This window comes from Streptomyces griseiscabiei (assembly GCF_020010925.1).
In the GTDB taxonomy this organism is placed as follows: domain Bacteria; phylum Actinomycetota; class Actinomycetes; order Streptomycetales; family Streptomycetaceae; genus Streptomyces; species Streptomyces griseiscabiei.
Genome location: NZ_JAGJBZ010000003.1, coordinates 364,747 through 389,776, shown reverse-complemented (window position 1 = coordinate 389,776; position 25,030 = coordinate 364,747). Strand labels below are relative to the sequence as shown.

The 25,030-nt window shown below is 72.1% G+C and carries 25 protein-coding genes; 9 read left to right on the top strand and 16 right to left on the bottom strand.

Annotated elements, in window-relative coordinates:
* The first annotated feature begins 71 nt into the window (after positions 1–71).
* Positions 72–464: a nuclear transport factor 2 family protein gene (locus J8M51_RS35660; protein WP_086753773.1), complete on the top strand. Its 393-nt coding sequence runs from the start codon at positions 72–74 to the stop codon at positions 462–464.
* 62 nt (positions 465–526) lie between these two features.
* Entirely contained in the window at positions 527–1,387 is an 861-nt protein-coding gene (locus J8M51_RS35655) for an SURF1 family protein (RefSeq protein ID WP_086753771.1), read from the top strand.
* An 81-nt stretch (positions 1,388–1,468) separates the two neighbouring features.
* Here J8M51_RS35655 and J8M51_RS35650 read toward each other — a convergent pair whose 3' ends face one another.
* The 4 genes from J8M51_RS35650 to J8M51_RS35635 form a co-directional block, all read right to left on the bottom strand.
* Complete coding sequence (locus J8M51_RS35650; RefSeq protein WP_236067840.1) at positions 1,469–2,971, bottom strand: hypothetical protein; 1,503 nt, start codon at positions 2,969–2,971, stop codon at positions 1,469–1,471.
* Entirely contained in the window at positions 2,968–3,645 is a 678-nt protein-coding gene (locus J8M51_RS35645; protein ID WP_086753769.1) for a SigE family RNA polymerase sigma factor, read from the bottom strand. Before J8M51_RS35645 ends, J8M51_RS35650 begins: the two co-directional genes overlap by 4 nt.
* A gap of 545 nt (positions 3,646–4,190) precedes the next feature.
* Positions 4,191–5,276, bottom strand: a complete 1,086-nt coding sequence (locus J8M51_RS35640) for an aspartate-semialdehyde dehydrogenase (RefSeq protein ID WP_086753767.1) — start codon at positions 5,274–5,276, stop codon at positions 4,191–4,193.
* Entirely contained in the window at positions 5,276–6,556 is a 1,281-nt protein-coding gene (locus J8M51_RS35635; protein WP_086753207.1) for an aspartate kinase, read from the bottom strand. Before J8M51_RS35635 ends, J8M51_RS35640 begins: the two co-directional genes overlap by 1 nt.
* Before the next feature lie 361 nt (positions 6,557–6,917).
* Here J8M51_RS35635 and J8M51_RS35630 point away from each other — a divergent pair, with 361 nt between their 5' ends.
* Positions 6,918–7,637, top strand: a complete 720-nt coding sequence (locus J8M51_RS35630) for a response regulator transcription factor (protein ID WP_086753765.1) — start codon at positions 6,918–6,920, stop codon at positions 7,635–7,637.
* Entirely contained in the window at positions 7,634–9,022 is a 1,389-nt protein-coding gene (locus J8M51_RS35625) for a HAMP domain-containing sensor histidine kinase (RefSeq protein WP_086753763.1), read from the top strand. Before J8M51_RS35630 ends, J8M51_RS35625 begins: the two co-directional genes overlap by 4 nt.
* Before the next feature lie 117 nt (positions 9,023–9,139).
* Here the strand turns inward: J8M51_RS35625 and J8M51_RS35620 are convergent, their stop codons facing one another.
* The 4 genes from J8M51_RS35620 to J8M51_RS35605 all read right to left on the bottom strand — a co-directional run bounded on the left by J8M51_RS35620 (position 9,140) and on the right by J8M51_RS35605 (position 12,824).
* A complete protein-coding gene (locus J8M51_RS35620) occupies positions 9,140–9,640 on the bottom strand; it encodes an SgcJ/EcaC family oxidoreductase (RefSeq protein WP_086753761.1) in 501 nt (166 codons plus the stop codon).
* A gap of 152 nt (positions 9,641–9,792) precedes the next feature.
* Positions 9,793–11,847 (bottom strand): tetratricopeptide repeat protein, encoded by a 2,055-nt coding sequence (locus J8M51_RS35615; protein ID WP_179202945.1) that lies wholly within the window; start codon positions 11,845–11,847, stop codon positions 9,793–9,795.
* Positions 11,848–11,892: 45 nt separating this feature from the next.
* Positions 11,893–12,075, bottom strand: coding sequence for a DUF397 domain-containing protein (locus J8M51_RS35610; RefSeq protein WP_179202944.1), 183 nt, complete (start codon positions 12,073–12,075; stop codon positions 11,893–11,895).
* Positions 12,075–12,824, bottom strand: a complete 750-nt coding sequence (locus J8M51_RS35605) for a helix-turn-helix domain-containing protein (protein ID WP_086753781.1) — start codon at positions 12,822–12,824, stop codon at positions 12,075–12,077. The genes J8M51_RS35610 and J8M51_RS35605 overlap by 1 nt, the downstream gene beginning before the upstream one ends.
* Positions 12,825–12,965: 141 nt before the next feature.
* Here J8M51_RS35605 and J8M51_RS35600 point away from each other — a divergent pair, with 141 nt between their 5' ends.
* Positions 12,966–13,391 carry a hypothetical protein gene (locus J8M51_RS35600; protein ID WP_086753755.1) on the top strand — a complete coding sequence of 142 codons (426 nt, stop codon included), beginning with the start codon at positions 12,966–12,968 and terminating at the stop codon, positions 13,389–13,391.
* Positions 13,388–14,230 carry an alpha/beta fold hydrolase gene (locus tag J8M51_RS35595; RefSeq protein WP_086753753.1) on the top strand — a complete coding sequence of 281 codons (843 nt, stop codon included), beginning with the start codon at positions 13,388–13,390 and terminating at the stop codon, positions 14,228–14,230. The genes J8M51_RS35600 and J8M51_RS35595 overlap by 4 nt, the downstream gene beginning before the upstream one ends.
* Here J8M51_RS35595 and J8M51_RS35590 read toward each other — a convergent pair.
* Together J8M51_RS35590 and J8M51_RS35585 are read right to left on the bottom strand one after the other, a co-directional pair.
* Positions 14,227–15,162 carry a M56 family metallopeptidase gene (locus J8M51_RS35590; protein ID WP_267299774.1) on the bottom strand — a complete coding sequence of 312 codons (936 nt, stop codon included), beginning with the start codon at positions 15,160–15,162 and terminating at the stop codon, positions 14,227–14,229. The two genes, J8M51_RS35595 and J8M51_RS35590, sit on opposite strands and share 4 nt — an antisense overlap.
* A 218-nt stretch (positions 15,163–15,380) precedes the next feature.
* On the bottom strand, positions 15,381–15,824 hold the full coding sequence (locus tag J8M51_RS35585; RefSeq protein WP_267299773.1) for a hypothetical protein: 444 nt from the start codon (positions 15,822–15,824) through the stop codon (positions 15,381–15,383).
* A 120-nt stretch (positions 15,825–15,944) separates the two neighbouring features.
* Here J8M51_RS35585 and J8M51_RS35580 point away from each other — a divergent pair, with 120 nt between their 5' ends.
* Positions 15,945–16,676 carry a sulfite exporter TauE/SafE family protein gene (locus J8M51_RS35580; protein WP_086763315.1) on the top strand — a complete coding sequence of 244 codons (732 nt, stop codon included), beginning with the start codon at positions 15,945–15,947 and terminating at the stop codon, positions 16,674–16,676.
* A 74-nt stretch (positions 16,677–16,750) separates the two neighbouring features.
* Here the strand turns inward: J8M51_RS35580 and J8M51_RS35575 are convergent, their stop codons facing one another.
* From J8M51_RS35575 to J8M51_RS35565, 3 genes are all read right to left on the bottom strand, one after another.
* A complete protein-coding gene (locus J8M51_RS35575; protein WP_086763313.1) occupies positions 16,751–17,416 on the bottom strand; it encodes a DUF5063 domain-containing protein in 666 nt (221 codons plus the stop codon).
* On the bottom strand, positions 17,409–18,008 hold the full coding sequence (gene recR / locus J8M51_RS35570) for a recombination mediator RecR (protein WP_216591758.1): 600 nt from the start codon (positions 18,006–18,008) through the stop codon (positions 17,409–17,411). The genes J8M51_RS35575 and recR overlap by 8 nt, the downstream gene beginning before the upstream one ends.
* Before the next feature lie 110 nt (positions 18,009–18,118).
* Positions 18,119–18,463, bottom strand: coding sequence for a YbaB/EbfC family nucleoid-associated protein (locus tag J8M51_RS35565; RefSeq protein WP_216591757.1), 345 nt, complete (start codon positions 18,461–18,463; stop codon positions 18,119–18,121).
* A gap of 278 nt (positions 18,464–18,741) precedes the next feature.
* Here J8M51_RS35565 and J8M51_RS35560 point away from each other — a divergent pair, with 278 nt between their 5' ends.
* Positions 18,742–19,509: an SLATT domain-containing protein gene (locus tag J8M51_RS35560; protein WP_216591756.1), complete on the top strand. Its 768-nt coding sequence runs from the start codon at positions 18,742–18,744 to the stop codon at positions 19,507–19,509.
* A gap of 189 nt (positions 19,510–19,698) precedes the next feature.
* Here J8M51_RS35560 and J8M51_RS35555 read toward each other — a convergent pair whose 3' ends face one another.
* The 3 genes from J8M51_RS35555 to J8M51_RS35545 all read right to left on the bottom strand — a co-directional run bounded on the left by J8M51_RS35555 (position 19,699) and on the right by J8M51_RS35545 (position 23,299).
* On the bottom strand, positions 19,699–22,020 hold the full coding sequence (locus J8M51_RS35555; protein WP_086754779.1) for a serine/threonine-protein kinase: 2,322 nt from the start codon (positions 22,018–22,020) through the stop codon (positions 19,699–19,701).
* Positions 22,021–22,163: 143 nt separating this feature from the next.
* On the bottom strand, positions 22,164–22,691 hold the full coding sequence (locus J8M51_RS35550) for a MarR family winged helix-turn-helix transcriptional regulator (RefSeq protein WP_086754778.1): 528 nt from the start codon (positions 22,689–22,691) through the stop codon (positions 22,164–22,166).
* Positions 22,688–23,299, bottom strand: a complete 612-nt coding sequence (locus J8M51_RS35545; protein WP_086754777.1) for a DJ-1/PfpI family protein — start codon at positions 23,297–23,299, stop codon at positions 22,688–22,690. The genes J8M51_RS35550 and J8M51_RS35545 overlap by 4 nt, the downstream gene beginning before the upstream one ends.
* Before the next feature lie 334 nt (positions 23,300–23,633).
* On the opposite strand from J8M51_RS35545, the gene J8M51_RS35540 reads away from it, so the two are divergent.
* Complete coding sequence (locus J8M51_RS35540) at positions 23,634–24,995, top strand: aspartate aminotransferase family protein (protein ID WP_086759495.1); 1,362 nt, start codon at positions 23,634–23,636, stop codon at positions 24,993–24,995.
* Positions 24,996–25,030 lie beyond the last annotated feature (35 nt).

Below are 25,030 nucleotides of genomic sequence, written 5' to 3'. Positions count from 1 at the left end.
CTGTGGACGGCACTGACCGCCGCGGGTCTCCGTCCGGGCCGATTGTCAGTGGCCGGGTGCAGACTCGCCGCATGACCTCAACGACCTCGGGCACCGATCTGCGCAAGACCGTCGAGAGTTTCTGGGCCACCGCCGAGAGCCGGGACTGGGCCGCGTTCGCCGAGACCCTGGCGGCGGACGTCGTGTACGACCTGCCGCAGACGCGGGAGCTGATCCGCGGCCGGGAGCGGTATCTGGAGTTCAACCGTGACTACCCGGCCGACTGGCACGCCCGGATCGAGCGGATCGTCGCCGAGCCGGGGCAGGTGGTCACCTGGATCCATGTCACCGTGGGGCTGGAGGAGATGTACGCGATCTCCTTCTTCACGGGGGACGAGGACGGCCGGATAGCCGCGATCACCGACTTCTGGCCCGAGCCGTACGAGCCGCCGGCCGGGCGGGAGCACCTCGTCGAGCGGTACTGAGCGGTACTGAGGGGGCGACCCCGGGGCCCGGGGCCCCGCGCGGGCCCCGTACGGTGGAAGGCGTGTACCGGTTTCTGCTGACGCCCCGATGGTGGGGGATCAACGTCTTCGTGCTGCTCGCCATCCCGTTCTGCGTGTTCATGGGGTCGTGGCAGCTGAGCCGGTTCGAGGACCGGATGCAGGACCATCGCGCGGCCACCGAGCGGATCGACCCGGCGGACCGTGCCCCGGCCCGCCCGCTGGCCGAGTTGCTGCCGGTGGACAAGGAGACCTCCGGTGAACTGGCCACGGTGACCGGACGGTACGGCGAGCAGCTCCTCGTGCCCAACCGCGAGGTGGACGGCAGGAGCGGCTTCTACGTACTGACGCTGCTGCGCACCGACGGGGGCAAGGCCCTGCCGGTCGTACGGGGCTGGTTGCCCGGCACCGCGGACGCCGGACGTGCCCCGGCGGCGCCCTCCGGCGAGGTCACCGTCACCGGTGCGCTCCAGTCGGCCGAGACCCCGGGGTCGAACGGCGTGCCCGTGCAGGGCGGGCTTCCGGCCGGGCAGACCTCGGCGATCAGCGCGGCCGCCCTGGTGAACCTCGTGCCGGACGACCTGTACGACGCCTGGATCACGCTGGACAAGGCCGACTCGGGCATGAAGGCCGTGCCCGCGACCGCCCCGCAGGACACCGGGCTCGACCTCAAGGCCTTCCAGAACCTCGGCTACACCGGCGAGTGGTTCGTCTTCGCCGGCTTCGTCGTCTTCATGTGGTTCCGCCTCGTCCGCCGCGAGATCGAGTTCATCCGCGACACGGAACTGGGCCTCGTCCCGGACACGGACCTCCCGGCCGAAGACCGGTCGGCGGACCAGTCCGCGGGCCCGTCGGCGGACCCGTCTGCCGAGCCCCGGTCCCGGGAGGCCGAGCCGGCGCAGTAGGACGGCGGACCGGCCGGCCGCCCGACGGATCGGCGGTCCTCCCCCGCCGGGCGCGCTGCGGCGCCCGGTCCGGCCGCCCGGTCAGACGCCCGTCATCAGCCCCGTGCGGTAGACCACGCCCGCGCAGGCGTTGCTGACGGCCGTGGTGAAGGTGGCGACACCGCCCTCCGCGGTGTGGGAGACCAGCACACTGCCGTCGACCGCGCCGTCCTCGGTGAAGAGCTGGGTGGAGACGGAGTTGGAGCCGTCGGTGGTGGTGCCGGGCGTCTCCTCCCCCGTGGGCGTCGGGTCCGGTGACGGGTCCGGGTCACCGGTGCCGCCGTCGGTCGTACCGCCGCTGGTGGTGGGACAGGGCTCGGACGGCACCCAGGCGAACTGCACCTCGTACGCCGACCCCGGCGCCAGCATCAGCTGGGTCAGGGACAGCGACGGATCGGGCAGTCCGGCCGCGACGTCGCCCGCGACATGGTTCAGCACGCTGATCTTCGACCCGTCCGCGGCGCCCAGCGGGGAGGCGCTCACCCCGCCCGCGCCGGTGACCGTACAGCTCGTGCCGGAGATGTTGGAGACGCGGAACGTGCCGTAGACGGCGCCGCTGGAGTCCGGTGCGCCGACACTGCCGCCGCCGCCGAGCTGGGCCGCCGTGCACAGGGCCGAGGCGGCGGTCGTGGGCGTCGCCTGGGCGCCGCCCGTGGAGCCGTTGCTCTCGCCCTTGCCCTTGTCGCCCTTGCCCTTGCCGGTGTCCTTGCCGGACTCCTTGGAGCCGCCGGAGGAACCGCCCGAGGTACCGCCCGCGCCGGTCTGCCCCTTGGACTGGCCGGCCGATTCCTGCGTCTGCGAACCGTTGCCCAGGAGCGAGGGGTTGACGTCGGAGCCGGTGGAGTTGGAGACGTGGACGAGGGCCGGGATCGCCGTGCCGATGAAGAGCGCGGCGGCGGCCATGCCGACGACGGCCTGCCGCTTGCGCGCCCGGCGCGCCGGTACCGCCCGCCGCAGATGCTCCAGCGTGCCGTCCCGGGGCTCGATCTCCGACACCGCCCGCTGCAGCAGATCGCGCAGCTCCGGCTCGTCCGACCCGGTTGCGGAGCCGTCGGAACGCGAGCCGTTGGAACGCGAGCCGTTCAGGCCCGCCGACGGCAGCGCGCTCAGGCGCAGGCTCTCGAAGACCGGCCGCTCGGCCGTGTCCGAGGGTCCCGGTCCCGCATCGGCGTCGTCCGCGTCACCGGCATCCTCGGGCGCGCCGTCCGTACGCGCGCCGTCCGTGCTCCGGCCGTCCGTGCTCGGGTCGTCCGCAGGCGGGGCGCTCGCGGGCAGGACGCTCGTGGGCGAGTCGTCGCCGTCCTCGCCGTCCGCATCCAAGTCGTCCGGAGCGCGGCCTTCGAGATCCTGGCCCTTGGGGTGGGGGCCTTGTTCTTCGGGGCCGTGATTCACAGTTCCGTTCCCAGCGTGCGATGGCGTTTCTTCGTGCTCTTCGGACCCGCGCCCCCCGGCGTGCCCGTCCTGCTCGTCCTCGTCCCGGCGTCCCCAGGAGGCGCGCCTCCTGGCTCCGGGGTCGTCCTTGCCGTTCGTGCCGTTCGTGCTCATGCCGGCGCCTCCATGGCGACCCGCAGTGCCGCGATGCCCCGGGAGCCGTACGCCTTGACCGAACCCAGCGATATCCCGAGCGTCTCGGCGACCTGGGCCTCGGTCATGTCGGCGAAGTAGCGCAGCACGAGAACCTCGCGCTGGCGCCGCTGGAGCCCCTTCATCGCCTTGATGAGGGAATCGCGTTCCAGCTGGTCGTACGCGCCCTCCTCCGCGCTCGCCATGTCGGGCATCGGCTTCGAGAGCAGCTTCAGACCGAGGATGCGGCGGCGCAGGGCGGAGCGCGAGAGGTTCACGACCGTCTGACGCAGATAGGCGAGCGTCTTCTCCGGGTCACGGACCCGCTTGCGCGCCGAGTGCACGCGGATGAACGCCTCCTGGACGACGTCCTCGCAGGAGGCCGTGTCGTCGAGGAGAAGCGCCGCGAGACCGAGGAGCGAGCGGTAGTGGGCCCGGTAGGTCTCGGTGAGATGGTCGACCGTCGTACCGGAGGCCGGCACCGTCGACGTGTCGTCCGCGCCGTCGCGCTGGTTGGGTATGCGGGTCGGCCGCGCCGCAGGCATCGGCGCGATCACCGGCATGCCGCCGGCCGAACCGGGCAAGCGGGGACGGCGGGGTGGACGAAGGGCGGTGCCCCTCGTCTGTACCGCGGTGAAATCGAGTACCTCTGCCACGCCTGTTGGACCCGCGTCCCCCCCTCGGGGTTGTACGCGCCAGGCATCTCTTTTGCGTCAGACCGCACACGTATCCGCATACGCATCCCCATACGTATCCGTGCACGTGTCCGTATGCCACATGCGCCGGTCGGTACGGCCCGCCGAACACCGGACAGCGCGTCGAACGCCCTCATGCGTACCAGCTCTTCCCCTGTGCCCCGAGTGTTGGCGCCCAGCCCCGCCGAAGGGCGCCCGTGAAAGACGCTCCCCGTCCGCCGCGCGGTTGCGGCGGACGGGGAGAAAAAATCCTCGATCACCGGGAGGCCTGAATCAACCCGGAAATCCGGCGACGGCCCGGCCGGAAATCCTCCGTCCGCCGAACCTCCGACTCGAAGAACTTACACGCCGATACGGACAGAGGCCCACGTTGATGTGTTCGGGGAGGGCGGGTACGTCTGCGACCGCAGGCCCGCCAGGGCCTGCGGCCCTCAAGGGGCGCGGGGAACTGCGCGAGCAACCCCCACCGGACCCGCGGTCGCAGACGATCCCGCACCCCGGAGGGCCTACGCCCCCTTGACCACCAACTCCGCCACCTGCGCCGCGTTCAGCGCGGCCCCCTTGCGGAGGTTGTCCCCGCAGACGAACAGCTCCAGCGCCGTCGGATCGTCGAGGGCCCGCCGCACCCGCCCCACCCAGGCCGGGTCGGTGCCCACCACATCCGCCGGGGTCGGGAACTCCCCCGCGCCGGGATCGTCGTAGAGGACGACGCCCGGCGCCGTGGCGAGGATCTCCCGCGCCTTGGCGACCGTGACCTCGCCCTCGAAGCGGGCGTGCAGCGTCAGGGAGTGCGCGGTGACCACCGGCACCCGGACGCAGGTCACGGCGACCGGCAGCTTCGGCAGTCCGAGGATCTTGCGGGTCTCGTCCCGGACCTTCATCTCCTCCGAGGACCAGCCGTCCGCGCGCAGCGACCCGGCCCACGGCACCACGTTCAGCGCCACCGGCTCCGGGAACGGCCCGGTGTTGTCGCCCACGGCCCGCCGTACGTCACCGGGGGTGGTCCCCAGCTCCGTACCGGCGACCAGGGCGATCTGCTGCCGCAGGGTCTCCACGCCGGCCCGGCCCGCGCCGCTGACCGCCTGGTACGAGGAGGCCACCAGCTCACGCAGCCCGAACTCGGCGTGCAGCGCGCCGAGCGCCACGATCATGGAGAGGGTCGTGCAGTTGGGGTTGGCGATGATCCCGCGCGGCCGGTTGCGGGCGGCGTGCGCGTTGACCTCGGGGACGACGAGGGGCACCTCCGGGTCCATCCGGAAGGCGCCCGAGTTGTCCACCACGACCGCGCCCTTGGCGGCGGCGATCGGTGCCCAGCGCGCCGCGACCTCGTCGGGTACGTCGAACAGCGCGACGTCGACCCCGTCGAAGATCTCCTCGGCGCCCTCTGTGCCCTCTGCCAGAGCCGTCACCTCGACCTGCTCCCCGCGCACGGCCAGCTTGCGGCCGGCCGAGCGGGGGGAGGCGATCAGACGGATCTCGCCCCAGATGTCCGCCCGGTGGGACAGGATCTGGAGCATGACGGTGCCGACGGCACCGGTGGCGCCCACGACGGCGAGCGTCGGCCTGCCGGTACGCCCGGCGTCGACGGCCATCAACGACCGGTGCCCCCGTAGACGACGGCCTCGTCGCTGTCGGAGTCGAGTCCGAAGGCGGAGTGCACGGCGCGCACGGCCTCGGGGACGTCGTCGGCGCGGGTGACGACCGAGATACGGATCTCGGAGGTCGAGATCAGCTCGATGTTCACGCCCGCGTCGGAGAGGGCCTCGAAGAAGGAGGCGGTGACGCCCGGGTTGGTCTTCATCCCGGCGCCGACCAGGGAGATCTTGCCGATCTGGTCGTCGTAGCGCAGGGAGTCGAAGCCGATGCCGGCCTTGTTCTTCTCCAGGGCGTCGATGGCCTTGCGGCCCTCGGTCTTGGGGAGGGTGAAGGAGATGTCCGTCAGCCCGGTCGTCACGGCGGAGACGTTCTGCACCACCATGTCGATGTTGACCTCGGCGTCCGCGATGGCGCGGAAGATCGCGGCGGCCTCGCCCGGCTTGTCCGGGACGCCGACGACCGTGACCTTGGCCTCGGAGACGTCGTGGGCGACTCCGGAGATGATGGCGTGCTCCACCTTGTGGTCCCCTTGCGACTCGGGCTTCTCGTTGCTGACCCAGGTGCCCGGCAGTCCGGAGAAGGACGAGCGGACGTGGATCGGGATGTTGTAGCGGCGGGCGTACTCGACACAGCGGTGGAGCAGCACCTTCGAACCGGACGCCGCCAGTTCGAGCATGTCCTCGGAGGAGATCCAGTCGATCTTCTTCGCCTTCTTCACGACCCGCGGGTCGGCGGTGAAGACGCCGTCGACGTCGGTGTAGATCTCACAGACCTCGGCCTCCAGCGCGGCGGCCAGCGCGACGGCGGTCGTGTCCGACCCGCCGCGGCCGAGGGTGGTGATGTCCTTCTTGTCGGCGCTGACACCCTGGAAACCGGCGACGATGGCGATGTTGCCCTCGTCCAGCGCGGTCCGGATGCGGCCGGGCGTGACGTCGATGATCCGGGCTTTGTTGTGGACCGAGTCGGTGATGACGCCGGCCTGGCTGCCGGTGAACGACTGGGCCTCGTGGCCCAGGTTTTTGATCGCCATGGCCAGCAGCGCCATGGAGATCCGCTCTCCGGCGGTCAGCAGCATGTCGAACTCACGCCCGGCGGGCATGGGTGACACCTGCTCGGCGAGATCGATCAGCTCGTCCGTCGTGTCGCCCATCGCGGAAACGACGACGACCACCTGGTGGCCGTTCTTCTTCGCTTCCACGATCCGCTTGGCGACGCGCTTGATGCCCTCGGCATCGGCTACGGAGGAGCCTCCGTACTTCTGCACGACAAGGCCCACGTGCGCTCCTCGCTCCGTTTCAGTCCCTTATCCGCTCATACGCACGTACAGACGCAGTTTCCTGCGCACTCGGACGTGCCGCGGCGGTCGGCTCAGTCTAACGAGCGGCCGAATATCCCTTCCCTGGTATCGCATGGTGAGATGTCCCGCTCACCCTTTGATCGCCTGGGTTTTCTCCGGACGGTCCACCGATTTCAACCGGCTTCTCGCCCCGAACCCTCGACCGCTCCGGGAACGTCTCTGCCCAGGCCGTCGCCGAACAGTCGGCGGGAACATGGAAAAGTGCCCGGCGTCACACCAGGGGCACAGCCGGACCGCCCTTGACGACGGAACGCCAACTTTCAAGCACTAGGGTCGTGCCGTGCGCGTACTTCTGGTGGAAGACGACGAGCCGGTCGCCGAGTCCCTGCGACGAGGGCTCCTGCGGTACGGCTTCGAGGTGGAGTGGGTCAACACGGGCGGGGCGGCGCTGTCGTACGACGGTCCGTACGACGTCGTCCTCCTCGATCTCGGCCTGCCCGACACCGACGGTCTCGACGTCTGCAAGGCCCTGCGGGGCCGCAGCCAGGTGCCGATCATCGTGATCAGCGCCCGCAGCGACGAGACGGACCGCGTGGTCGGCCTGGAGCTGGGCGCCGACGACTACGTCTCCAAGCCGTTCGGTGTCCGCGAGGTGATCGCCCGCATAAGGGCGGTGATGCGCCGCGTCCAGCCGCGCGCCGCCGACGCGCCCCCGGCCGGCCCCGACCGCTACGGCCCCCGCCTCACCGTGGACCGCAAGGCCGCGCGCGTGCGTCTGGACGGTACGGAGGTGGCGCTCGCGCCGAAGGAGTACGACCTCCTCGCCTTCCTCACCGAGGAGCCGGGCGCGCTGATGTCGCGCGAGCAGATCATGGAGGCGGTCTGGGACGCGAACTGGTTCGGGCCGACGAAGACGCTGGACGTCCATGTGGCGGCGCTGCGGCGGAAGCTGGCCGGGGCGATCACCATCGAGGCGGTCCGGGGTGTCGGCTTCCGGCTCATCGTCAGCGAGGAGACCGGGGCCGCCGGCGCTCCGCGTGAGGGCGACGGCACGTCATGATCCGTCAGCTCATCCGCAGCTATGTGCTCCTCGTGGCGGTGGCGATCGCCCTGTTCACGATCCCGGTGGCGTTCACGCTCACGGATCAGCTGCGGGACGACACGAGCGAGGCCGTGCGGCGCGAGGCCCAGACGATGGGCCGGCTGCTGGGCGTGGGGGACACCGCCTCCTGCGAGGCACTGGCGCAGTTGGCCGGGGCGTACCCGGCCAAGGAGGAGAAGGTCGAGGTCACCGCGACCGACCGGTGTGCGCCCGAGCGGCTGGGGGAGCCGAAGGCGGATGCGGCGCTCGCCAGGGCCTTGGAACGCGGTGAGATCACCGTCGACTGGGGTTCCGACGTCATCTGGGGCGAGAACCTGGTGGTCACCGTGCCCGCCTTCGAGCGCTCGCCGGACGGGCGGACGCAGACGGACGAGGTCGTCGGGGCCGTCCGGATCAAGTTCTCCACCGACCACCTCACGGCCCGGCTCTGGCAGATCTGGGGTTTCCGGGCCGGCCTCGCCGTACTCGTCCTCCTGGCCGCCGCAGGCATCGGCGTCTTCGCCGCCCGGCGCCTGACCGCGCCGCTGCGCCAGCTCAACGAGATGGCGAGCAAGATGAGCGACGGCGACCTGACGGCCCGCTCCCCCGTCACCGGCCCCCAGGAGACACAGACCCTGGCACGCACGCTCAACCAGGCGGGCGAACGGCTCGACACGCTGATCGCGTCGCAGCGGATCTTCGTCGCCGACGCCTCCCACCAGCTCCGTACGCCCCTCACCGCGCTGCGGCTGTCGCTGGACAACATCGCGGACGGCACGGACGACGAGTTCGTACGGGAGGACGTGGAGCAGGCCACCGCCGAGGTCGTCCGGATGAGCCGCCTGGTCAACGGCCTGCTGGTGCTGGCGCGGGCCGAGGCGAAGGTGACGGCGGCGGAACCGCTGTCCCTTCGGGAGGTCATCCGGGAACGTCTCGACGTGTGGAGACCGGCCGCCGACGAGCGCGGAGTCACCATCACGCTCAGGGGGAGTGCCGACGGCCGGCCGCTTGTGCTGGCCAGTCCCGGTCATCTGGACCAGGTCCTGGACAACGTGCTTTCGAACGCCCTGGAGGTCTCGCCGGACGGTGCGACCATCACGGTCTCGGTGGAGACCCGGGGCGACGAGGTGGTGCTGTCGGTGCTGGACCAGGGGCCCGGGATGTCGGACGCCGAGAAGTCCCGGGCCTTCGACCGCTTCTGGCGCGGTCAGGGCCTCACCGGTAAGGGCGGTTCGGGCCTCGGCCTCGCCGTCGTCAAGCAACTCGTCACCGACGACAACGGCACCGTGACCCTCAAGGACGCGCCCGGGGGAGGTCTGTGCGTCGCGCTCACCCTGCGGGCGGCGCGGCACGGGGGTGGCTGAGCCGGGCAGGGTGGCCCAGCCGCCCCCGGACGACCGGGCCGGGAGAGGTGGCCCGGCCGGCCCCGGTGGCCGAGCCGGGGGGTGGCAGGCTCAGCCACGGTCGGGGAGGTCCGGTGATCAGCCCTCGGGCATCGCGGACGAGTGGTGGTTGACGATCTTCCACACGCCGTTCCGCTTCTCGTACTCGTAGGTGTAGCGGGCGTCGACGCGCTTCTTCTCGCCGGTCTTCGGGTCGGTGAGGATGAAGTAGTACGAGCCGGTGTCGATGGCCGAGTTGGCGTCCAGGACGTTGATGATCGTCTTGGTCTTCTTGCCGACCGGCTTGTTCTCCAGGAAGTGGTTGAAGTAGTCGACGATGCCGGCGCGGTCGGTGCGGATCTTGTTCGACACCGTCGGCAGGAGCACCGCGTCCTTCGCGTAGCGGTCCGCCACCTTCTTGCTGCTGCCCGTCTGGAGCGTCTTGTTCCAGCCGTCGAAGAGCGCCGCGATCTCCTTCTTGGAGGGCTTCTTCGGCGCGGCCTCGGCCCCGGCGGTGCTGACTCCGGCGGTGACCGTACCTGCGGTGACGAGTGCGGCGGCCGTGACGATGGCGGCGCGTATGCGGTTCTTCCTGGTCATCGCGATCTCCCGTATGAGGTGGGGGTGTTACTGCCTCCGCTTCTTGTGCGGTGGAAGTGACTCAAGATTCGCGTGACGGCGGTTAGGGGCTGGGCAGGGGAGATACAGCGGGGGGACAAGGGTCGTACAAAGCACGGAAGGTGAGGGTCTGATCACTCTTCGTCGGGGGCGGACCGGCCGGAGAGCCGCTCGATCAGGGCGAGGACCCAGCTCATCTGGCTACGGGTCCCCGGGATGTCGTCGACGCGCTGTTCCAGGTCGGCGAGCAGAGGGAGCAGCAGTCCCATGACGCGGGCCGTCTCGCCCAGGTCGGCCAGCAGACGGACGTGACGCAGGCGGAAGTTCAGGGTCAGCGCATCGGTGTCGCCGAGGATGGCCCGGCTCCGTTCGACCACCCTCTCCGCCAGCGCCGCCGCCTTGTCCAGTTCCCCGGCCTCGGCCAACGCGTCGACGAGATCGTTCTCCACACCGATGTTCTCCATGTCGCCCTCGCCGAACAGCCCGTGCGCCCTCCTGAGCCGGGATTCCAGGGTGGGCAGGTCCGGGCGCCGCTCCGTGATGTCACGCAGGGCCGCCTCGGCGTTGAACGTCAGCCGGTGCTCCGCCCCCAGTGCGCCGGACGCCGTCTCGACCGCCTGTTCGGCCAGGGCCAGGGCCCGTTGGGGGTCGGTGTGTCGTATGGCCCTCGCAAGCGAGATGAGGGCGGTGATGGTCTGTGGGTGCGCGTCACCCAACGTGCTTTGCCTGACCGTGAACTGCCGCTCGGCCAACGGGATTCCACGAGCCCGTTCGCCGTTGAGGACATAGAGCGCGAGCAGCGCGTCGTAGGTACTGTCCGCGCTCCCCCATTCCGGATGGCGTGCGAGGGATCTGGAGACTCGGTCGGCCAGTTCGACGCTGCGCCGGGGATGTTCCCGCGCGAAACCGGCCCCCGCCCGCACGAGCAGGATCGTCAGCAGTTCTGTGTCGTGCTCCTCCCCCAGGCAGCCGCCGAGCGCCTCGGTGTGGGTCGCCCACAGCCGTGCGGCGGCGTCGGCGATGATCGCCTTCGGCTGATGCCCGACCAGCACCGCCACCGCCTCGTCCCGCGCCGCGTCCACCTCCTCCGGCCCGCCCGCCCGGCTCACCGCCTGCACCAGCCGGTGCACCGACAGCGCATCCCCGCTCACCTTGATCATGCTGTGGGCCGCCAGCCGCCGTACGGCCTCGGTCACCTCCAGCGGGGTGCCGATCTCCGTCAGGTACGACCGTGGGATGTCGTCCGGCGCCCACCAGGCGATGAGCCGCAGGATCGCGGCGGCGGCCGGGGTGTCCGTGAGCGCGTCCAGGGTCACCTGCCACAGCCGGGCGACCGTCCGCTGCGCGTCCTCGCCCTCCGCCGTGGCCGCGTACATGTCGGCCGGGTAGCGGGCGAGGAGGTCGAGGTACGCGCGCGGGGTGACCCCGGCCTCGCGGCAGTACGCGGCGGCCTGGTCCACGGCCAGCGGCAGGTGCCCCAGCTCGGCGCACAGCTCCTCGACCCCGTCGGCGGGGCCGTCGTAGGTGCCGGTGAACAGCTCGACGGCCTCGTCCGGCGCGAGGACGTCCAGGTCCAGGGTGCGGGCGAGGCCCCGCCAACTCACGGGCCCCCGGCGGGTGGTGACGAGGAACCGGCCGCGCGAGGCCCGTGCCAGCAGGGGTTTGATGACGGCCGGGTCGGAGACGTTGTCGAGGACGATCAGCCACCCGTCGTTCGACGCGAGCCACTGGACCGTACGTTCGCGGAGGGCCTCCTCCGTGAGGATGCCGACCAGGGCGGGCTGGAGGGCCCGCCCCAGTGCGGAGAGACCGGCGTCGAGGTCGGTCGCCGTCTCCGCGGTGATCCACCAGACGGGGTTGAAGTCGGCCGCGTGGGCGCCGGCCCAGCGCGCGGCGAGCGTCGACTTGCCGATGCCGCCGAGCCCGTGGACGGCGTGGACGACGACACCGCCCGCCTTCCCGAACGTCTCGTCGAGCAACCGGAGTTCACGTTCGCGGCCGACGAACTGCCCCGGCCGGTCGGGCAGATGACGCATCCCGGGCGGGCAGGGGCCGAGCGAGAACGCCTCCGCCGGAAGCACCGTGGCCCGCGCGATCTGGGTGACGAAGTCACCGGTGGCCGCGTTGCCGATGTCCCGCCCGGCAGCCACGGCCCGCTCTCCCGACGCCTCCGTCGCCCCGTCGCTCATGGGGGACATCATGACGTGCGTGACCCCTTGCCGGGGCGGCTCAGGTCACGTACCCGCGGAGACGAAGGCGACCCAGGCCGGGGCGGTGAGGGTGAGGGTGGGGCCGGTGGGGTTCTTGGAGTCGCGTACGTGGACCGTCAACCGAGCGTCGGGGACGGCGACTTCTACGCAGTCGCCACCCTCGTTGTCGCTGTAGCTCGACTTGAACCACGCCAGCTGATCACTCATCACTCGTTCACCATCCGCTCGATGAAACGGGCCGATTCAGCGGGGCTGAGGGCCTGCGCGCGGATCATGCTAAGCCGCTCACTCACGCGACTGACAATGCTGGGATCGGCCGACAGTTCGCTGACGAACGGGCCTTCCGTGAAGGCGAATCGCTCGTGCTCGCGGGTCTCCAGCAGCACCATCGGCCCCATGAGGGCGTCGCTGATGACGCGCTCGAAGGGCAGCACCTGCAACCCGACGTTGCGCAGGCGGGACGCTTCCAAGAGCCGGTGCAGCTGCTCCGTACCCACCTGCGGAGTACGCAGAACCGCCTCGTAGAGCACGAAGCTGAAGGCCACCGGCGGCTTGCGCTCCGTGAGGATGGCGTGCCGCTCCATCCGGGCCGCGATCCTCTCCTCCACGGTCTCCTCGTCCAGGGGCGGCAGCCGGTTCTCGATCAGCGCTCGCGCATACGCCCTGGTCTGCAACAGACCCGGCACCAGCGCCACCTCGTACGACCACCGGCTGATCGCTTCCCTCTCCCGCTCCATGAAGTGCTGGGCCCGCGCCGGAAACTTCTCCCTCTGCAAGTACTCCTTCGCCGAACTCAGCAACCCCTGCGCCCCGCACAGCTCATCAGCCACATCCAGCACCCTCGGGGTCGGCATCCGTACCCCCTGCTCCATGGACTTGATGGTGTCCGGTGAGTAGTTCGCGGCCTCGGCCAGCTCCTCACGGGTCACGTTCGCCTTCGTGCGCCAGCGTTTCATCTGGTTGCCGCCGTAGCGCCAAGCCACCGGCGAAGGGGAGTTGTACTGGGCTGACACCGCGCGCACCTCCGACCGATACACACCGGCGTGTATCACCTCAGTCACTACCGAGCGTAGCCCCGCCCTCGCCACCGTGTGACCATGACGAACGCAATTCACCGGCCCCCGTGGGTACCCGTGGCGGGACACCGGCTGCGGGTGATCGGTGTGCACTTCGACGCCGTACGGATCGAGGGCGGGCGCGGGGAACTGGTCGCGCGGGAGTTGGTCGCGCGGGCCGACGGGGACGCCGGGCCGGTCGTGCTCGAACAGGCCGGGTTCCGGTGGATGTACTTCCTGCTGCGGCCGGGGACGGTGCACAGATACGCGTGGCTGCCGGGTGTGCAGCGGTTCGGGCCGAGTACGGGGAACATGCGGACGGTGACCTACGTCGGCATCCCGGCCCTGGACGGCAACACCTTCCCGCTGCGCTGGTTCTCGGAGCCGACCCCCGAAACAACTTACGTCGATCCGGAGTTGCTCCTCGCAGCGGTGACCGCCGTACCGAGAGGAGCAGCACGGCCATGAGCGAAGTGCGACTGAGCGAGACCTTCCGCAGTGCGTCGGGGGATGTGCGGTGGGGCCGGGCCGGGGAGCCCGGACGGCGACCGGTGGTGCTGCTGCACGGCACCCCCTTCTCCTCCTACGTCTGGCGTGGCGTCGCCCGCGCGCTGGCCGGGACCGGGAGGTACGAGGTGTTCGTGTGGGACATGCCCGGCTACGGGGAGTCGGAGAAGTACGCCGGGCAGGACGTGTCCCTGGCCGCGCAGGGGCGGGTGTTCGGCGAGCTGCTGGCGCACTGGGGGCTGGACGAGCCGCTGGTCGTGGCGCACGACTTCGGCGGGGCCGTGTCGCTGCGGGCGCATCTGCTGCACGGGGCGCGATACCGGGCGCTCGCGCTCGTCGATCCGGTGGCGCTGGCCCCCTGGGGCTCGCCGTCCTTCCGGCTGCTCGGCCGCCATGCCGAGGTCTTCGAGCAGCTGCCGCCCTCGCTGCACCGGGCTCTCGTGCGGGAGTACGTGAGTTCGGCGAGCGGTCCCGGGCTGCATCCGGCGGTCCTCGACCGGCTCGTGGAGCCCTGGCTCGGCGAGGACGGGCAGCCCGCCTTCTACCGGCAGATCGCCCAGGCGGACCAGGCCCACACGGACGAGATCGAGGGGCGGTACGGGGAGATCGGCATCCCGGCGCTGGTGTGCTGGGGCGAGGCGGACGGCTGGATCCCGGTCGCCAGGGGGCGGGAGCTGGCCGACCGGATTCCGGGGGCGCGGTTCGTGCCGATCGCCGGGGCGGGGCACCTCGTCCAGGAGGACGCGCCCGCCGAACTCACGGGCGCCCTGCTGGAGTTCCTCGGCGGCGACGGACTTTAGAGCGTGCCCAGCGCCGGGGCGAACGCGATCAGCAGCGGGAGCAGGGCCAGGAGCGCGGCGGCCGTCGTGGTGGCCGCGCGGTGGGTCCGGTCGAGGCGGGGCGGGGGCTCCAGCAGCCGCTCCACCCGGTCGCCCAGCAGACGGCGGGTGTTGGAGCAGCTCAACACGCCCCGGTGCTGGTTGAGTTCGATGAGGGCGAGGGCGGTGGTGAGGTGGCCGCAGCGGCGGGAGGCCGTGTCGTCGGCGGCGAGTTCGACCAGGCGGTGGGTCTGGTCGGCGAAGTGGGCGAAGAGGGGGATGCGCGGGAAGCCCGTGGCGAGGGCGGTGGAGAGGTGGAGCAGCCAGTCGTGGCGGGCGCGGGCGTGGCCGAGTTCATGGGCGAGCACGGCGTTCAGCTGACGGTCGCTCAGCTTGCCCAAGGCGCCGGTGGTGACGACCAGTTGGGGCGGCGCGCCCGGCATGAGCCAGGCGTCGGGGTACTCGTCCTCCAGCACCAGCAGCGGCCCCTTCGGCTGCGGCAGGCCCGCCGGGAGGTCGGGCGCGCGCTCCCGCAGGTGCTCCCGGCGCAGCCGGCGCCGGCGCCGGGCCTCGACCAGCTCGCGGGCCAGCATCGCACCGCTCCACGCCGCCCCGAGGGCCAGCGCCAGCGTCAGGACTGCCGTCCAGGGCGGCGCGGCCGTGAGGTCGTACGCGGCGGTCACGGCCGGGGGCGCGGGCGCGAAGGCGTGCGTCCGTACCGTCTCGAACACCGCCGCCGCCCCGAGCACGAGCGCCGCGAGACAGCTCAGCAGCGCCGCCGCCACCAGGCACTGCCACGTCCACAGCGCGACCACGGGTTCCCGCTCGGGCCACACCGCCTTCACCAGGGCACGGGGGCCGAGCACGGCGGCGGTCAGCGCCACGGCGGCGAGGAGGAGCAGGAGAACGGTCACGTCATTGGTCCGGTTCCTGGTCGGGGGCGGGCGGGCCGTGCGCGAGGGACCGGGCGGGTGGGGCTGGTGGGTGGGACTCACCCATGGGTGCCGCGGCCTCGACGGCCGGGTGACACGCTACCGGTGAACGGCACGGACGCCATCACCCACGCGTCCCGGACCCCCGACGGCCAAGCGGACGATCAGGCGGGTGATCAGGTGGGTGATCAGGTGGGTGATCAAGTGCCTGTCGACGCCGATCCGATGTCGCCGCCCGCCGCGATGGACCCATGACCGGAGGCGGTCACGCTCGTGCTCGGGCCGGGGGCCGCGCCGGAGGAGGGCGGGGTGGCGGGCGGGGTGGCGGGCGGATTGCCCTGGGGCGGCGGGGCCGTACCACCCGTGGAGGCCGAGCCGATGCTGCCTCCGGCGGCGATCGCGCCGGTACCGGACGCCTCGACGCCGCGCGGCCGAGGCGCGGGAGCGGGCGGGACCGGAGGGGCGGACGAGCCGCCGAACTGCGCGATGGCGGCGAGGACGAGGCCGATCACGCCCACGGAACCACCGGCCACGCTCGCGATCTGATCGGCCGCCCCCAGATCGACGAAGGCGAACCCGACCAGCGTGACCACGCCCGCCCCCGCGATCCCCAGACCGGCCCATGCCCACGGCTTCAGTGTCATGGGGGCATTGTCGCGAACGGCTGTCCCCACGGGGAGAGTTACCGCCGGGCACGGATCACCGGCCCGGGATCGGTTCCCGGTGTTCCACCGGGCGGGGCGCACCCGGCAGGATGCCCCTTCGTGACAGATGGGTGGGCGGCGAACGTACCGCTGGTGCTGATCGTGCTGCTCGGCTCCTCCGTGCAGTGGCTGACCGGGATGGGGTTCGCGCTGGTCGCGGTGCCCGCGCTCGTGCTGCTGCTCGGGCCCGCCGAGGGGGTCGTGCTGGCCAACTGCGCGGCCGGGGTGATCTGCGCGGTCGGGCTGGCCGACGGATGGCGGCAGGTGCGGACGAGGACGATGGTGCCGTTGTGCGTCGCGGCCGTGTGCACCGTGCCCGTCGGGACCTGGGTGGCCCGGCGGCTGTCCGCGCCCTGGCTGCTGACCGGGACGGGCGCCCTCGTCGTCGTGGCCGTCGTCGTGGTGATGTGCGGGGTCCGGGTGCGTGCGCTGCGCGGGTCCGGGGGCGCTGTCACCGCCGGTGCGCTCGGCGGGTTCATGAACGCGGCGGCGGCCGTCGGCGGACCACCGGTCTCCCTCTACGCCGTCAACGCGGGCTGGAGCGTACGGGAGTTCGTGCCCAACGCGCAGTTCTACGGGGTCGTCGTCAACGCCGTGTCCGTGGCGTCGAACGGGGTGCCCCGGCTCGGCCCGTCCGTGTGGGCGCTCGTGGCCGGCGCCATGGCGGTGGGCGCGCTGCTGGGGCGGGAACTGGCCGGACGCGTGCCGGAGAAGGGGGCGCGGTTCCTCGTACTGGCGCTGGCGCTCGGGGGCGGGGCGAGCGCCCTCGTGAAAGGGGTCCAGGGTCTGTGACGCGGACGGACCCCACCGCGTCGGACGGGGCCCGGTCCCGGACCGGCCGGCTGCCGAACAGCCGGCCCGGACGGCTAAGTGACCTTCCTGCCCAGCCCCAGCGGTCCCGCGATCTCCTCGGCCATGACCTGGCCCGCCTCGAACTCCAGGGTCTCGTCGCCCATGAGTTCCTGGTCGGTGTCGAGACCGTCCAGTTCGGCGAGGGGCTGGTTGAGGCGGACGTGCGCGACCAGGGACTGCAGGGCGCGGAGGGTGGCCGAGGCGGTGGAGCCCCAGTTGGAGAAGTAGGAGAACTGCCACCACCACAGGGCCTCGGTGGTGCGGCCCGCGCGGTAGTGGACCATGCCGTGGCGGAGGTCGGCGATGACGTCGGCGAGGTCGTCGGAGATACGGGCCGGGACCGGCGCCTTGCGGGGCTCGTAGGGGTCGAAGACCTCGGAGTAGACGTCGACCGGGTCGAGCATCAGGGCCAGGCGTTCGCGCAACTCGTCCACGTCCGGTTCGAAACCCGGGTCGGGCTCGTAGCGCTCGTCCGGCACGATGTCCTCGTGCGCGCCGAGGCGCCCGCCGGCCAGGAGCAGCTGGGACACCTCCAGGAGGAGGAAGGGGACGGCCGAGTCCGGCTCGTCGCCCTTGGCCACCTCGGTGACGGCGACCAGGAAGCTCTCGATCTGGTCCGCGATCTGGACCGCGAAGTCGTCCGGGTTCAGGTCCGTCGCGTGCAGCGTGGCGTCAGACATCCAGCAATCGTCTCCCCTCGAAGGCGCGGCCGAGAGTCACCTCGTCCGCGTATTCCAGGTCGCCACCCACCGGGAGGCCGCTGGCCAGGCGGGTGACCTTGAGGCCCATGGGTTTGATCATGCGGGCGAGGTACGTGGCCGTGGCCTCGCCTTCCAGATTGGGGTCCGTGGCCAGGATCAGCTCGGTGACCGTCCCGTCGGCCAGCCGGGTCAGCAGCTCCCGTATGCGCAGATCGTCGGGGCCGACGCCCTCGATGGGGCTGATCGCGCCGCCGAGCACGTGGTACCGGCCCCGGAATTCGCGCGTGCGTTCGATCGCGACGACGTCCTTCGGTTCCTCCACGACACAGATGACCGAGACGTCCCGGCGCGGGTCGCGGCAGATGCCGCACAGCTCCTCCTGCGCCACATTTCCGCAGGTCGCGCAGAAACGGACTTTCGCCTTCACTTCGAGGAGGGCCTGCGCGAGGCGCCGTACGTCCGTCGGCTCCGCCTGCAGGATGTGGAAGGCGATCCGCTGCGCGCTCTTGGGACCGACGCCGGGCAGCCGCCCCAACTCGTCGATGAGGTCCTGGACCACGCCTTCGTACACGGACTGCCGTCCTTCCTGGTGTCTTTCCGTACGTACCGTAGTCGGCCGCCGCCGCTCCGAGGAAGGCGGTACGGGGCACGGATGGGCTCAGAGGGGGGTCGCGGAGGTGCTCAGAACGGCAGGCCGGGAATGCCCGCGCCGCCGCCGAGACCCTGGGCGAGGGGGCCCAGCTTCTGCTGCTGGAGGGTCTGGGCGTTCTCGTTGGCCGCCTGGACGGCCGCGACGATCAGGTCGGCGAGGGTCTCGGTGTCCTCCGGGTCCACCGCCTTGGGGTCGATCTTCAGACCGCGCAGCTCGCCGGAGCCGTTGACCGTGGCCCTCACCAGGCCGCCGCCCGCCTGCCCGTCGACCTCCGTCCGCGCGAGCTCCTCCTGTGCCCTCGCCAGGTCCTGCTGCATCTTCTGGGCCTGCTGGAGCAGCTGCTGCATGTTGGGCTGGCCACCACCGGGGATCACGTTCGGCTCCTCGTGAGTACGGATATGTCTGCGGGTACGTCTGGGGGTACGTCTGTACTTCACTTCTCTATTCCGGTCGCCACGAGCCTACGTGGTCGGCCCGGCCCGCGCCGGGCCACTCTTTCGAGTGAGTCGGCCGGGGATTCGTATACCTGATCAAGGGCATCTTCCAGGGGAAAAGCGGTGAAAACACCATCTTCGCCACCCATTGGGCGGTAGGAAGGGTCCGGCCGCGTCAGGGTGGTGCGTGAGCGCCGTACGTACGTAGGGAGTGCCGGGTGAGCCAGCCGGAGATGCAGCCCGAGGGGGGACCCCAGGACGGGCGGGGTGAGGGGTCCGGGCTGTGGGCGGAGCCATGGGTGCCGGGGACCGGGCCGTGGGTGGGGGACCTGACCGGGCGGCCGTTTCCGCAAGGGGACTGGGGGGCGCCGGCCGAGCGGCTGGAGGAGCTGTACCACTGGGTCGAGCGGGCGGCCCTGGAGACCGCCGCGTGGTATCTCGCGGACCGGGTGTGGAAACGGACGGTGGCGCGCGTGCTGCGGATCGGGGCGGCGGCGGGGGCGCTCGCCGGGGCGGCACTGCCGTTGCTCGACCTCACCGGGGCGGTGGGCGGGGTGGCGCCCTGGGGGTACCTCGCGCTGCTGTCCTGTGCCGCCTGTGTCGCGGTGGATCGGTTCTTCGGGGTCACGTCCGGATGGATGCGGGATGTCGCCACGGCCCAGGCGGTGCAGCGGCGGCTGCAGGTCCTGCGGTTCGACTGGGCGTCCGAGAGCGCGCGGGAGGTGCTGGGCCCTGCGGAGGGGACGGCCGGGGAGGCGGCTGAGCGGTGCCTCGGCGTCCTGCGGAGGTTCTCCGAGGACGTGACGGAATTGGTGCGGGCGGAGACGGCGGACTGGATGGTCGAGTTCCGGGCGGGTCCCGCGCCGCTGGGGGTGCAGGTGGGGGGTGTGGTCGCCCGGCCAGAGGTGGGGATGAACGGACGGATCCCGCTGCCGCCGGGGGCTCGGCCGAACATGCCCCGGCAGCGGCCGCCGGAGGCTAGGTAGCGGGCTCGGTAGGGGGCTCGGTAGCGGTCGGGGGTGCGGGATTCGTCGGAGGGTGCGGGTGGGTGGGGGCTGGTCGCGCAGTTCCCCGCACCCCTGAAAAGCAGGGCTGAGCTTCTGAGGGACGCGAGGGACCGCGCGAGCGACCACGGCGCGCCCGCTGCCCGCCGACGAACCCCGCGCCCCCGGAGGTCAGTCGGTCTTCGTGTACGTCACCGACTTCCCCGCCGTGTCGACGCGCCGCAGTTGCCCGTCGGGCAGGAGGGTGACGGTGGTGGCGGCGCCGGGGGAGCAGGAGGCGGCCGGTTCGCCGGTGGTGACGGTCGAGGGGCCGATCTCCAACGGGCCGTCGTCGTCCGGTTCGTCCGTCAGCGCGGCCTCGAACACGCAGTGGTACGTCCCGCCGCCGTCGAGCGGGCCGTCCGCCGTGAGGGAGAGCACGGTGTCGCCGACCTCGCCCTGCTGGATGACGAGTTGACGGGTGTTCCCGCCGCCGGAGCCGTCGAGGGTGGCGTCCCAGGTGCCGAGGAAGTCCGCCGGGATCGGGCCCGCGTCGGGCGACTCGGTGGTGGGGTCCGGCGAGGTCTCCGGATCCGTCGGCTGTTCGCCGGTCGGTTCCAGGGTCCGCGGCGCGCTGGTCGCCCTACCGCCCTTCGCGTCGTCCTCCTTCCCTCCGTCGCCCCCCTTCTTCATCAACGCGTACACCGTGCCGCCGGCGCCGAGCGCGACCACCAGCGCGACGACGACGAGCAGCGCGGAGGAGCGGCGGTTGCCGCGCGCGGGTTCGGGGCCCGCCCCGGGCCCGTAGTTCGGGTCGGGTCCGTAGACAGGTTCGGGGCCGTACGGCGGGGTCGCTCCCAGCCCCGTCCCGGTGGCTCCTCCGGGGCCCGGCCCACCGCCGTAGGGCCCCTGCCCGTACGGCGCCTGCGGCGCGCTGTACGGGTAGCCGTAGCCGGGGGCGGTGCCGCCGGGGTGCTGCGGGTAGCCGGAGGCGGGGGGCTGCTGCCCGTATCCGCCACCGGCCGGCTGCTGGGTGTACGGCGGAGGGAAGCCGTACCCGGCGGGCGCGGCACCGGGTCCGCCGGGTACGGGCCCCGGCGGAGCGGTGGGCGGCGGCGGCGCTCCCTCCGCCCCGACGACCTGCGTCGGCATCCGGTCGAGCGACGAGGCCCCGGGCGCTCCCGGCGGCGGCGGTCCGGCCCCCTCGGGCGCGGCGGCCGGGTGCTCGGACGGGGGCGCGGCACCGCCGGGAGGGGCACCCGCCCCACCCGCCTGCGATGCACCGGCCGGTGCCCCCGAACCACCGTACGGAGAACTGGGATCGCCCAGCGGATACACGGGCGGGGTCGACGGCGGCGGCCCGGCGGGAACGGGCGGCATCGCAGAAGCGGAAGCGGATGCGGGCGTGGGTGCGGGCGTGGGTGCGGGCGTGGACGGGGACGGGGTGCCGGAGGCAGGACCGGCCGGGTCCACGGAAGCCGACGGTGACGGGCTCGCGTCACCCGAAGCCGCCGCCGGACCACCCGCGGCGGCGACACCCGCGGCGCCCGCCGGCTCCCCCGATCCGCCGGGCTCCCCCGGCCCCCCGGACTCCTCCGGATCCTCCACCTCCAGCAACTGCACGGCGTGCCGCCCCAGTTGGGCCACCAGCGCGCTCGGCAGCCAGGGGTCGCGGGAGCGGCCCGCGAAGACCGTGTCCTCGGCGCCGGTGCGCTGGAGGATCTGGGCGAGGGTGGGACGGGCGGCGGGGTCCTTGCGGAGGCAGTCGCGGACGATGTCGTACAGGCCCTCCGGCAGCCCCTCCAGGTCCGGTTCCTCCTCGGCGATGCGGAACATCAGGGCGTGGACACCGGAGTTGGCGGCGCCGAAGGGGAGGTTGCCGGTGGCGGCGTAGGAGAGGACCGAGCCGAGGCAGAAGACGTCGCAGGCGGAGGTGATCCGGTCGCCGCGCACCTGCTCGGGTGCCATGAAGCCCGGCGAACCGACGAGCGCGCCGGTCCGGGTGAGCCCGCCGTCCGTGACGGTCTCCAGCGCCCGCGCGATCCCGAAGTCGATGACGCGCGGCCCGTCGATGGTCACCAGCACATTGGACGGCTTGAGGTCCCGGTGGATGAGTCCGGCCGCGTGGATGTCCTCCAGCGCGTGCGCGAGCCCCGCCGCGAGGATGCGTACGGACCGCTCGGGCAGCGCCCCGTGGTCCCGGCCGACGACGGCCTGGAGGGAGGGCCCGGCGACGTATCCGGTGGCGACCCACGGGATGCCCGCCTCGGTGTCCGCGTCCAGCACGGGCGCGGTCCAGTACCCGCCCACCTGCCGCGCGGCCCGCACCTCCTGCCGGAACCGCGCCCGGAACTCCTCCTGCTCCGCCAGTTCCTGACGCACCAGCTTCACGGCGACGGTACGGCCGCGCTCGGAGCGGGCCAGGTACACGTTGCCCATCCCGCCGGCCCCCAGCCGCGCGAGCAGCCGGTACGCCCCGATCCTCTGTGGATCCCCGGCCCCGAGCTTCTCCATCGCCACGCCCCCGTCTTCCCCGCGCCACCCCTGCGCACGACACGACACGATCCGTATGTGTACGCGTACGTACGGGTACGTCGTGTACGTGCGCAACGGACCGATCGTAGTGCGGCCGTGAGAAGAGGCGGATGGACCGGTGTCTACGGTTCCGTAACAGCGGCGGGCGCCCCGCCGTCCCCCTGTGCCGCCGCGAGACCGTCCAGGGCGCCCGACAGCCGTTCGAACGCCTGTACGGCCGCCGCGAACCCCTCCTCCCCCAGCGCCTCCGTCAGCCGGGCGGCCAGGGCGGCGTGGCCGGGCTCGATCTCCGCGATCGCGGCGCGCCCGGCGGGGGTCGGGGCGAGGAGCTTGGCGCGGCGGTGGGCCGGGTTCGGCACGTACACGGCGAGCCCCTTGCCGACGAGGAGGTCGGCGACCCGCTGCACGCTCTGCCGGGTGATGCCCATGACCCGGGCCACCCCGGCGACGGGCAGCGGCTCGGGCAGCACCGCGCCCAGCACCTGCCACCAGGCGGCGGTCAGGCCCGCCGGACGCGCCAACTCGTCGGCCACGGAAAGGAACTGCCCGTTCAGCCGGAACACCCCGAGCGCGGCCCGGCTGAGAAGATCCTGCTGCTTCTGCCGCTCCTGCTGCTGTTGCTCCCGCTGTTCCTGCTTCTCCCGGCTCACTGTCCCGCCGCCTCCAGCACGGCGTACGCCTCCGCGTCCGAGTCGTGGAAGAGCCGGTACCAGGCGTCGAGAACCTCTCCCTCGTACACACCGAGCAGCCGGAAGACCTCACGGGCGAGGGCGACGGGTTCGGTGGGCCCGGCGGTGACGAGCAGCCCGGACGCGTCGGTCACGGCGTCCGCGTCCATGTACCGCTCACCGCCCGCGTATCCGGTGGCGGCGAGATAGAAGGGGGCCGCGCTGGTGTGCTCCCGGTCGTCCAGCAGCCCCTCCCGCGCGAGCCCGGCGGTCGCCCCGCAGATCGCGGCGACGGGCACGCCGGCGGCCAGGAACTCGCGCGCCTTCCTGGCGAACGGTGCGAGGTCGTCACCCGCGTCCCACAGATCCGCCCCCGTGAGGATCAGCAGCGAGCTCTCCTCGGGCCGCAGCGCCGCGAGCGTGTCGTCCGGCAGGATGCGCATCCCCGCGAGGGTGCGCACACCGTCCGGGCCCGCCCCGACCGTCCGGACGTCGTAGCCGTTCCGCGCGAGCCATGCGGTCGTGTGCCCCGTCTCCCAGTCCGCGTAGGTGTCGTAGACGGCGAGATGCACGGGCTTGTGGTCGCTCATGGTTCCTCCTGCGGTTTCCGCCGATCCTTATGACAGCAGACTGCCATCTCGACAGCATGCTGTCAATAGAGTGAGGGGGTCGGTCGTCCGCGGGTCCGGTGGGGGCTTCTCGCGCAGTTCCCCGCGCCCCTCAAGGGCCTACGGCCCTTTCGGGCCGAAAAGCAGGGGCGCAGCCCCGCTTTTCAGGGGCGCGGGGAACTGCGCGACCAGCCCCCACCGGACCCGCACCCGACATCGCACCCCCCACGGGGGCGACACACTGTCGCGCCCGAGCAGCCGCACGCTGACAAACCGCCGATATCCGCCCCCCGCACCCCACCCCTAGCCTCACCCCATGACCCCTCACCCGGCCCCCAGCCCTGCCACCGGCGCCACCGTGAAGGCCACCGACCGCGCCCACGTCTTCCACTCCTGGTCCGCCCAGGACCTCATCGACCCCCTCCCCGTCGCCGGCGCCGAGGGCTCGTACTTCTGGGACTACGACGGCAACCGCTACCTCGACTTCACCAGCGGCCTCGTCTACACGAACATCGGCTACCAGCACCCGAAGGTCGTCGCGGCCATCCAGGAGCAGGCCGCCACGATGACGACCTTCGCCCCGGCGTTCGCGATCGAGGCCCGCTCGGAGGCGGCCCGGCTCATCGCGGAACGCACTCCCGGCGACCTCGACAAGATCTTCTTCACCAACGGCGGCGCCGACGCGGTCGAGCACGCCACCCGCATGGCCCGGCTGCACACCGGCCGCCCCAAGGTCCTCGCCGCGTACCGCTCGTACCACGGCGGCACCCAGCAGGCCGTGAACCTCACGGGCGACCCGCGCCGCTGGGCCTCGGACACCGGCACGGCGGGGGTCGTGCACTTCTGGGCGCCGTTCCTCTACCGCACCCGTTTCCACGCGGAGACGGAGGAACAGGAGTGCGCCCGCGCGCTGGAGCACCTGGAGACGACGATCGTCTTCGAGGGGCCGCAGACGATCGCCGCGATCATCCTGGAGACCGTCCCGGGCACCGCCGGGATCATGGTCCCGCCGCCGGGCTATCTGGCCGGCGTCCGGGAGCTGTGCGACAAGTACGGAATCGTGTTCGTGCTGGACGAGGTGATGGCGGGCTTCGGCCGGACCGGCACCTGGTTCGCCGCCGACCTCTTCGACGTCGTACCCGATCTGATGACCTTCGCCAAGGGTGTGAACTCCGGCTATGTCCCCCTCGGCGGTGTCGCCATCTCCCCCGCGATCGCCGAGACCTTCGCCCGCCGCCCCTACCCCGGCGGTCTGACGTACTCCGGCCACCCGCTGGCCTGCGCCGCCGCCGTGGCGACGATCGAGGTCATGGCGGAGGAGGGGGTCGTCACCCACGCCGCCTCCCTCGGCGCCTCCCTCGTCGGGCCCGCCCTCCATGACCTCGCCGCCCGGCACCCCTGCGTCGGCGAGGTGCGCGGCACCGGCATGTTCTGGGCCCTGGAGCTGGTGCGGAACAAGGAGACCCGCGAACCCCTCGTCCCCTACAACGCGACCGGCGAGGCAGGCGCCCCCATGCTCGCCTTCGGCGCCGCCGCCAGGGCGAACGGTCTGTGGCCCTTCATCAACATGAACCGCACCCATGTCGTCCCCCCGTGCAACATCACCGAAGCCGAGGCCAAGGAGGGCCTCGCCGCCCTGGACGCGGCCCTGTCCGTGGCGGACGAACACACGGTGTAGACCCGGGTGCGGACCCGGAAGTCCGCGGTGCCGAG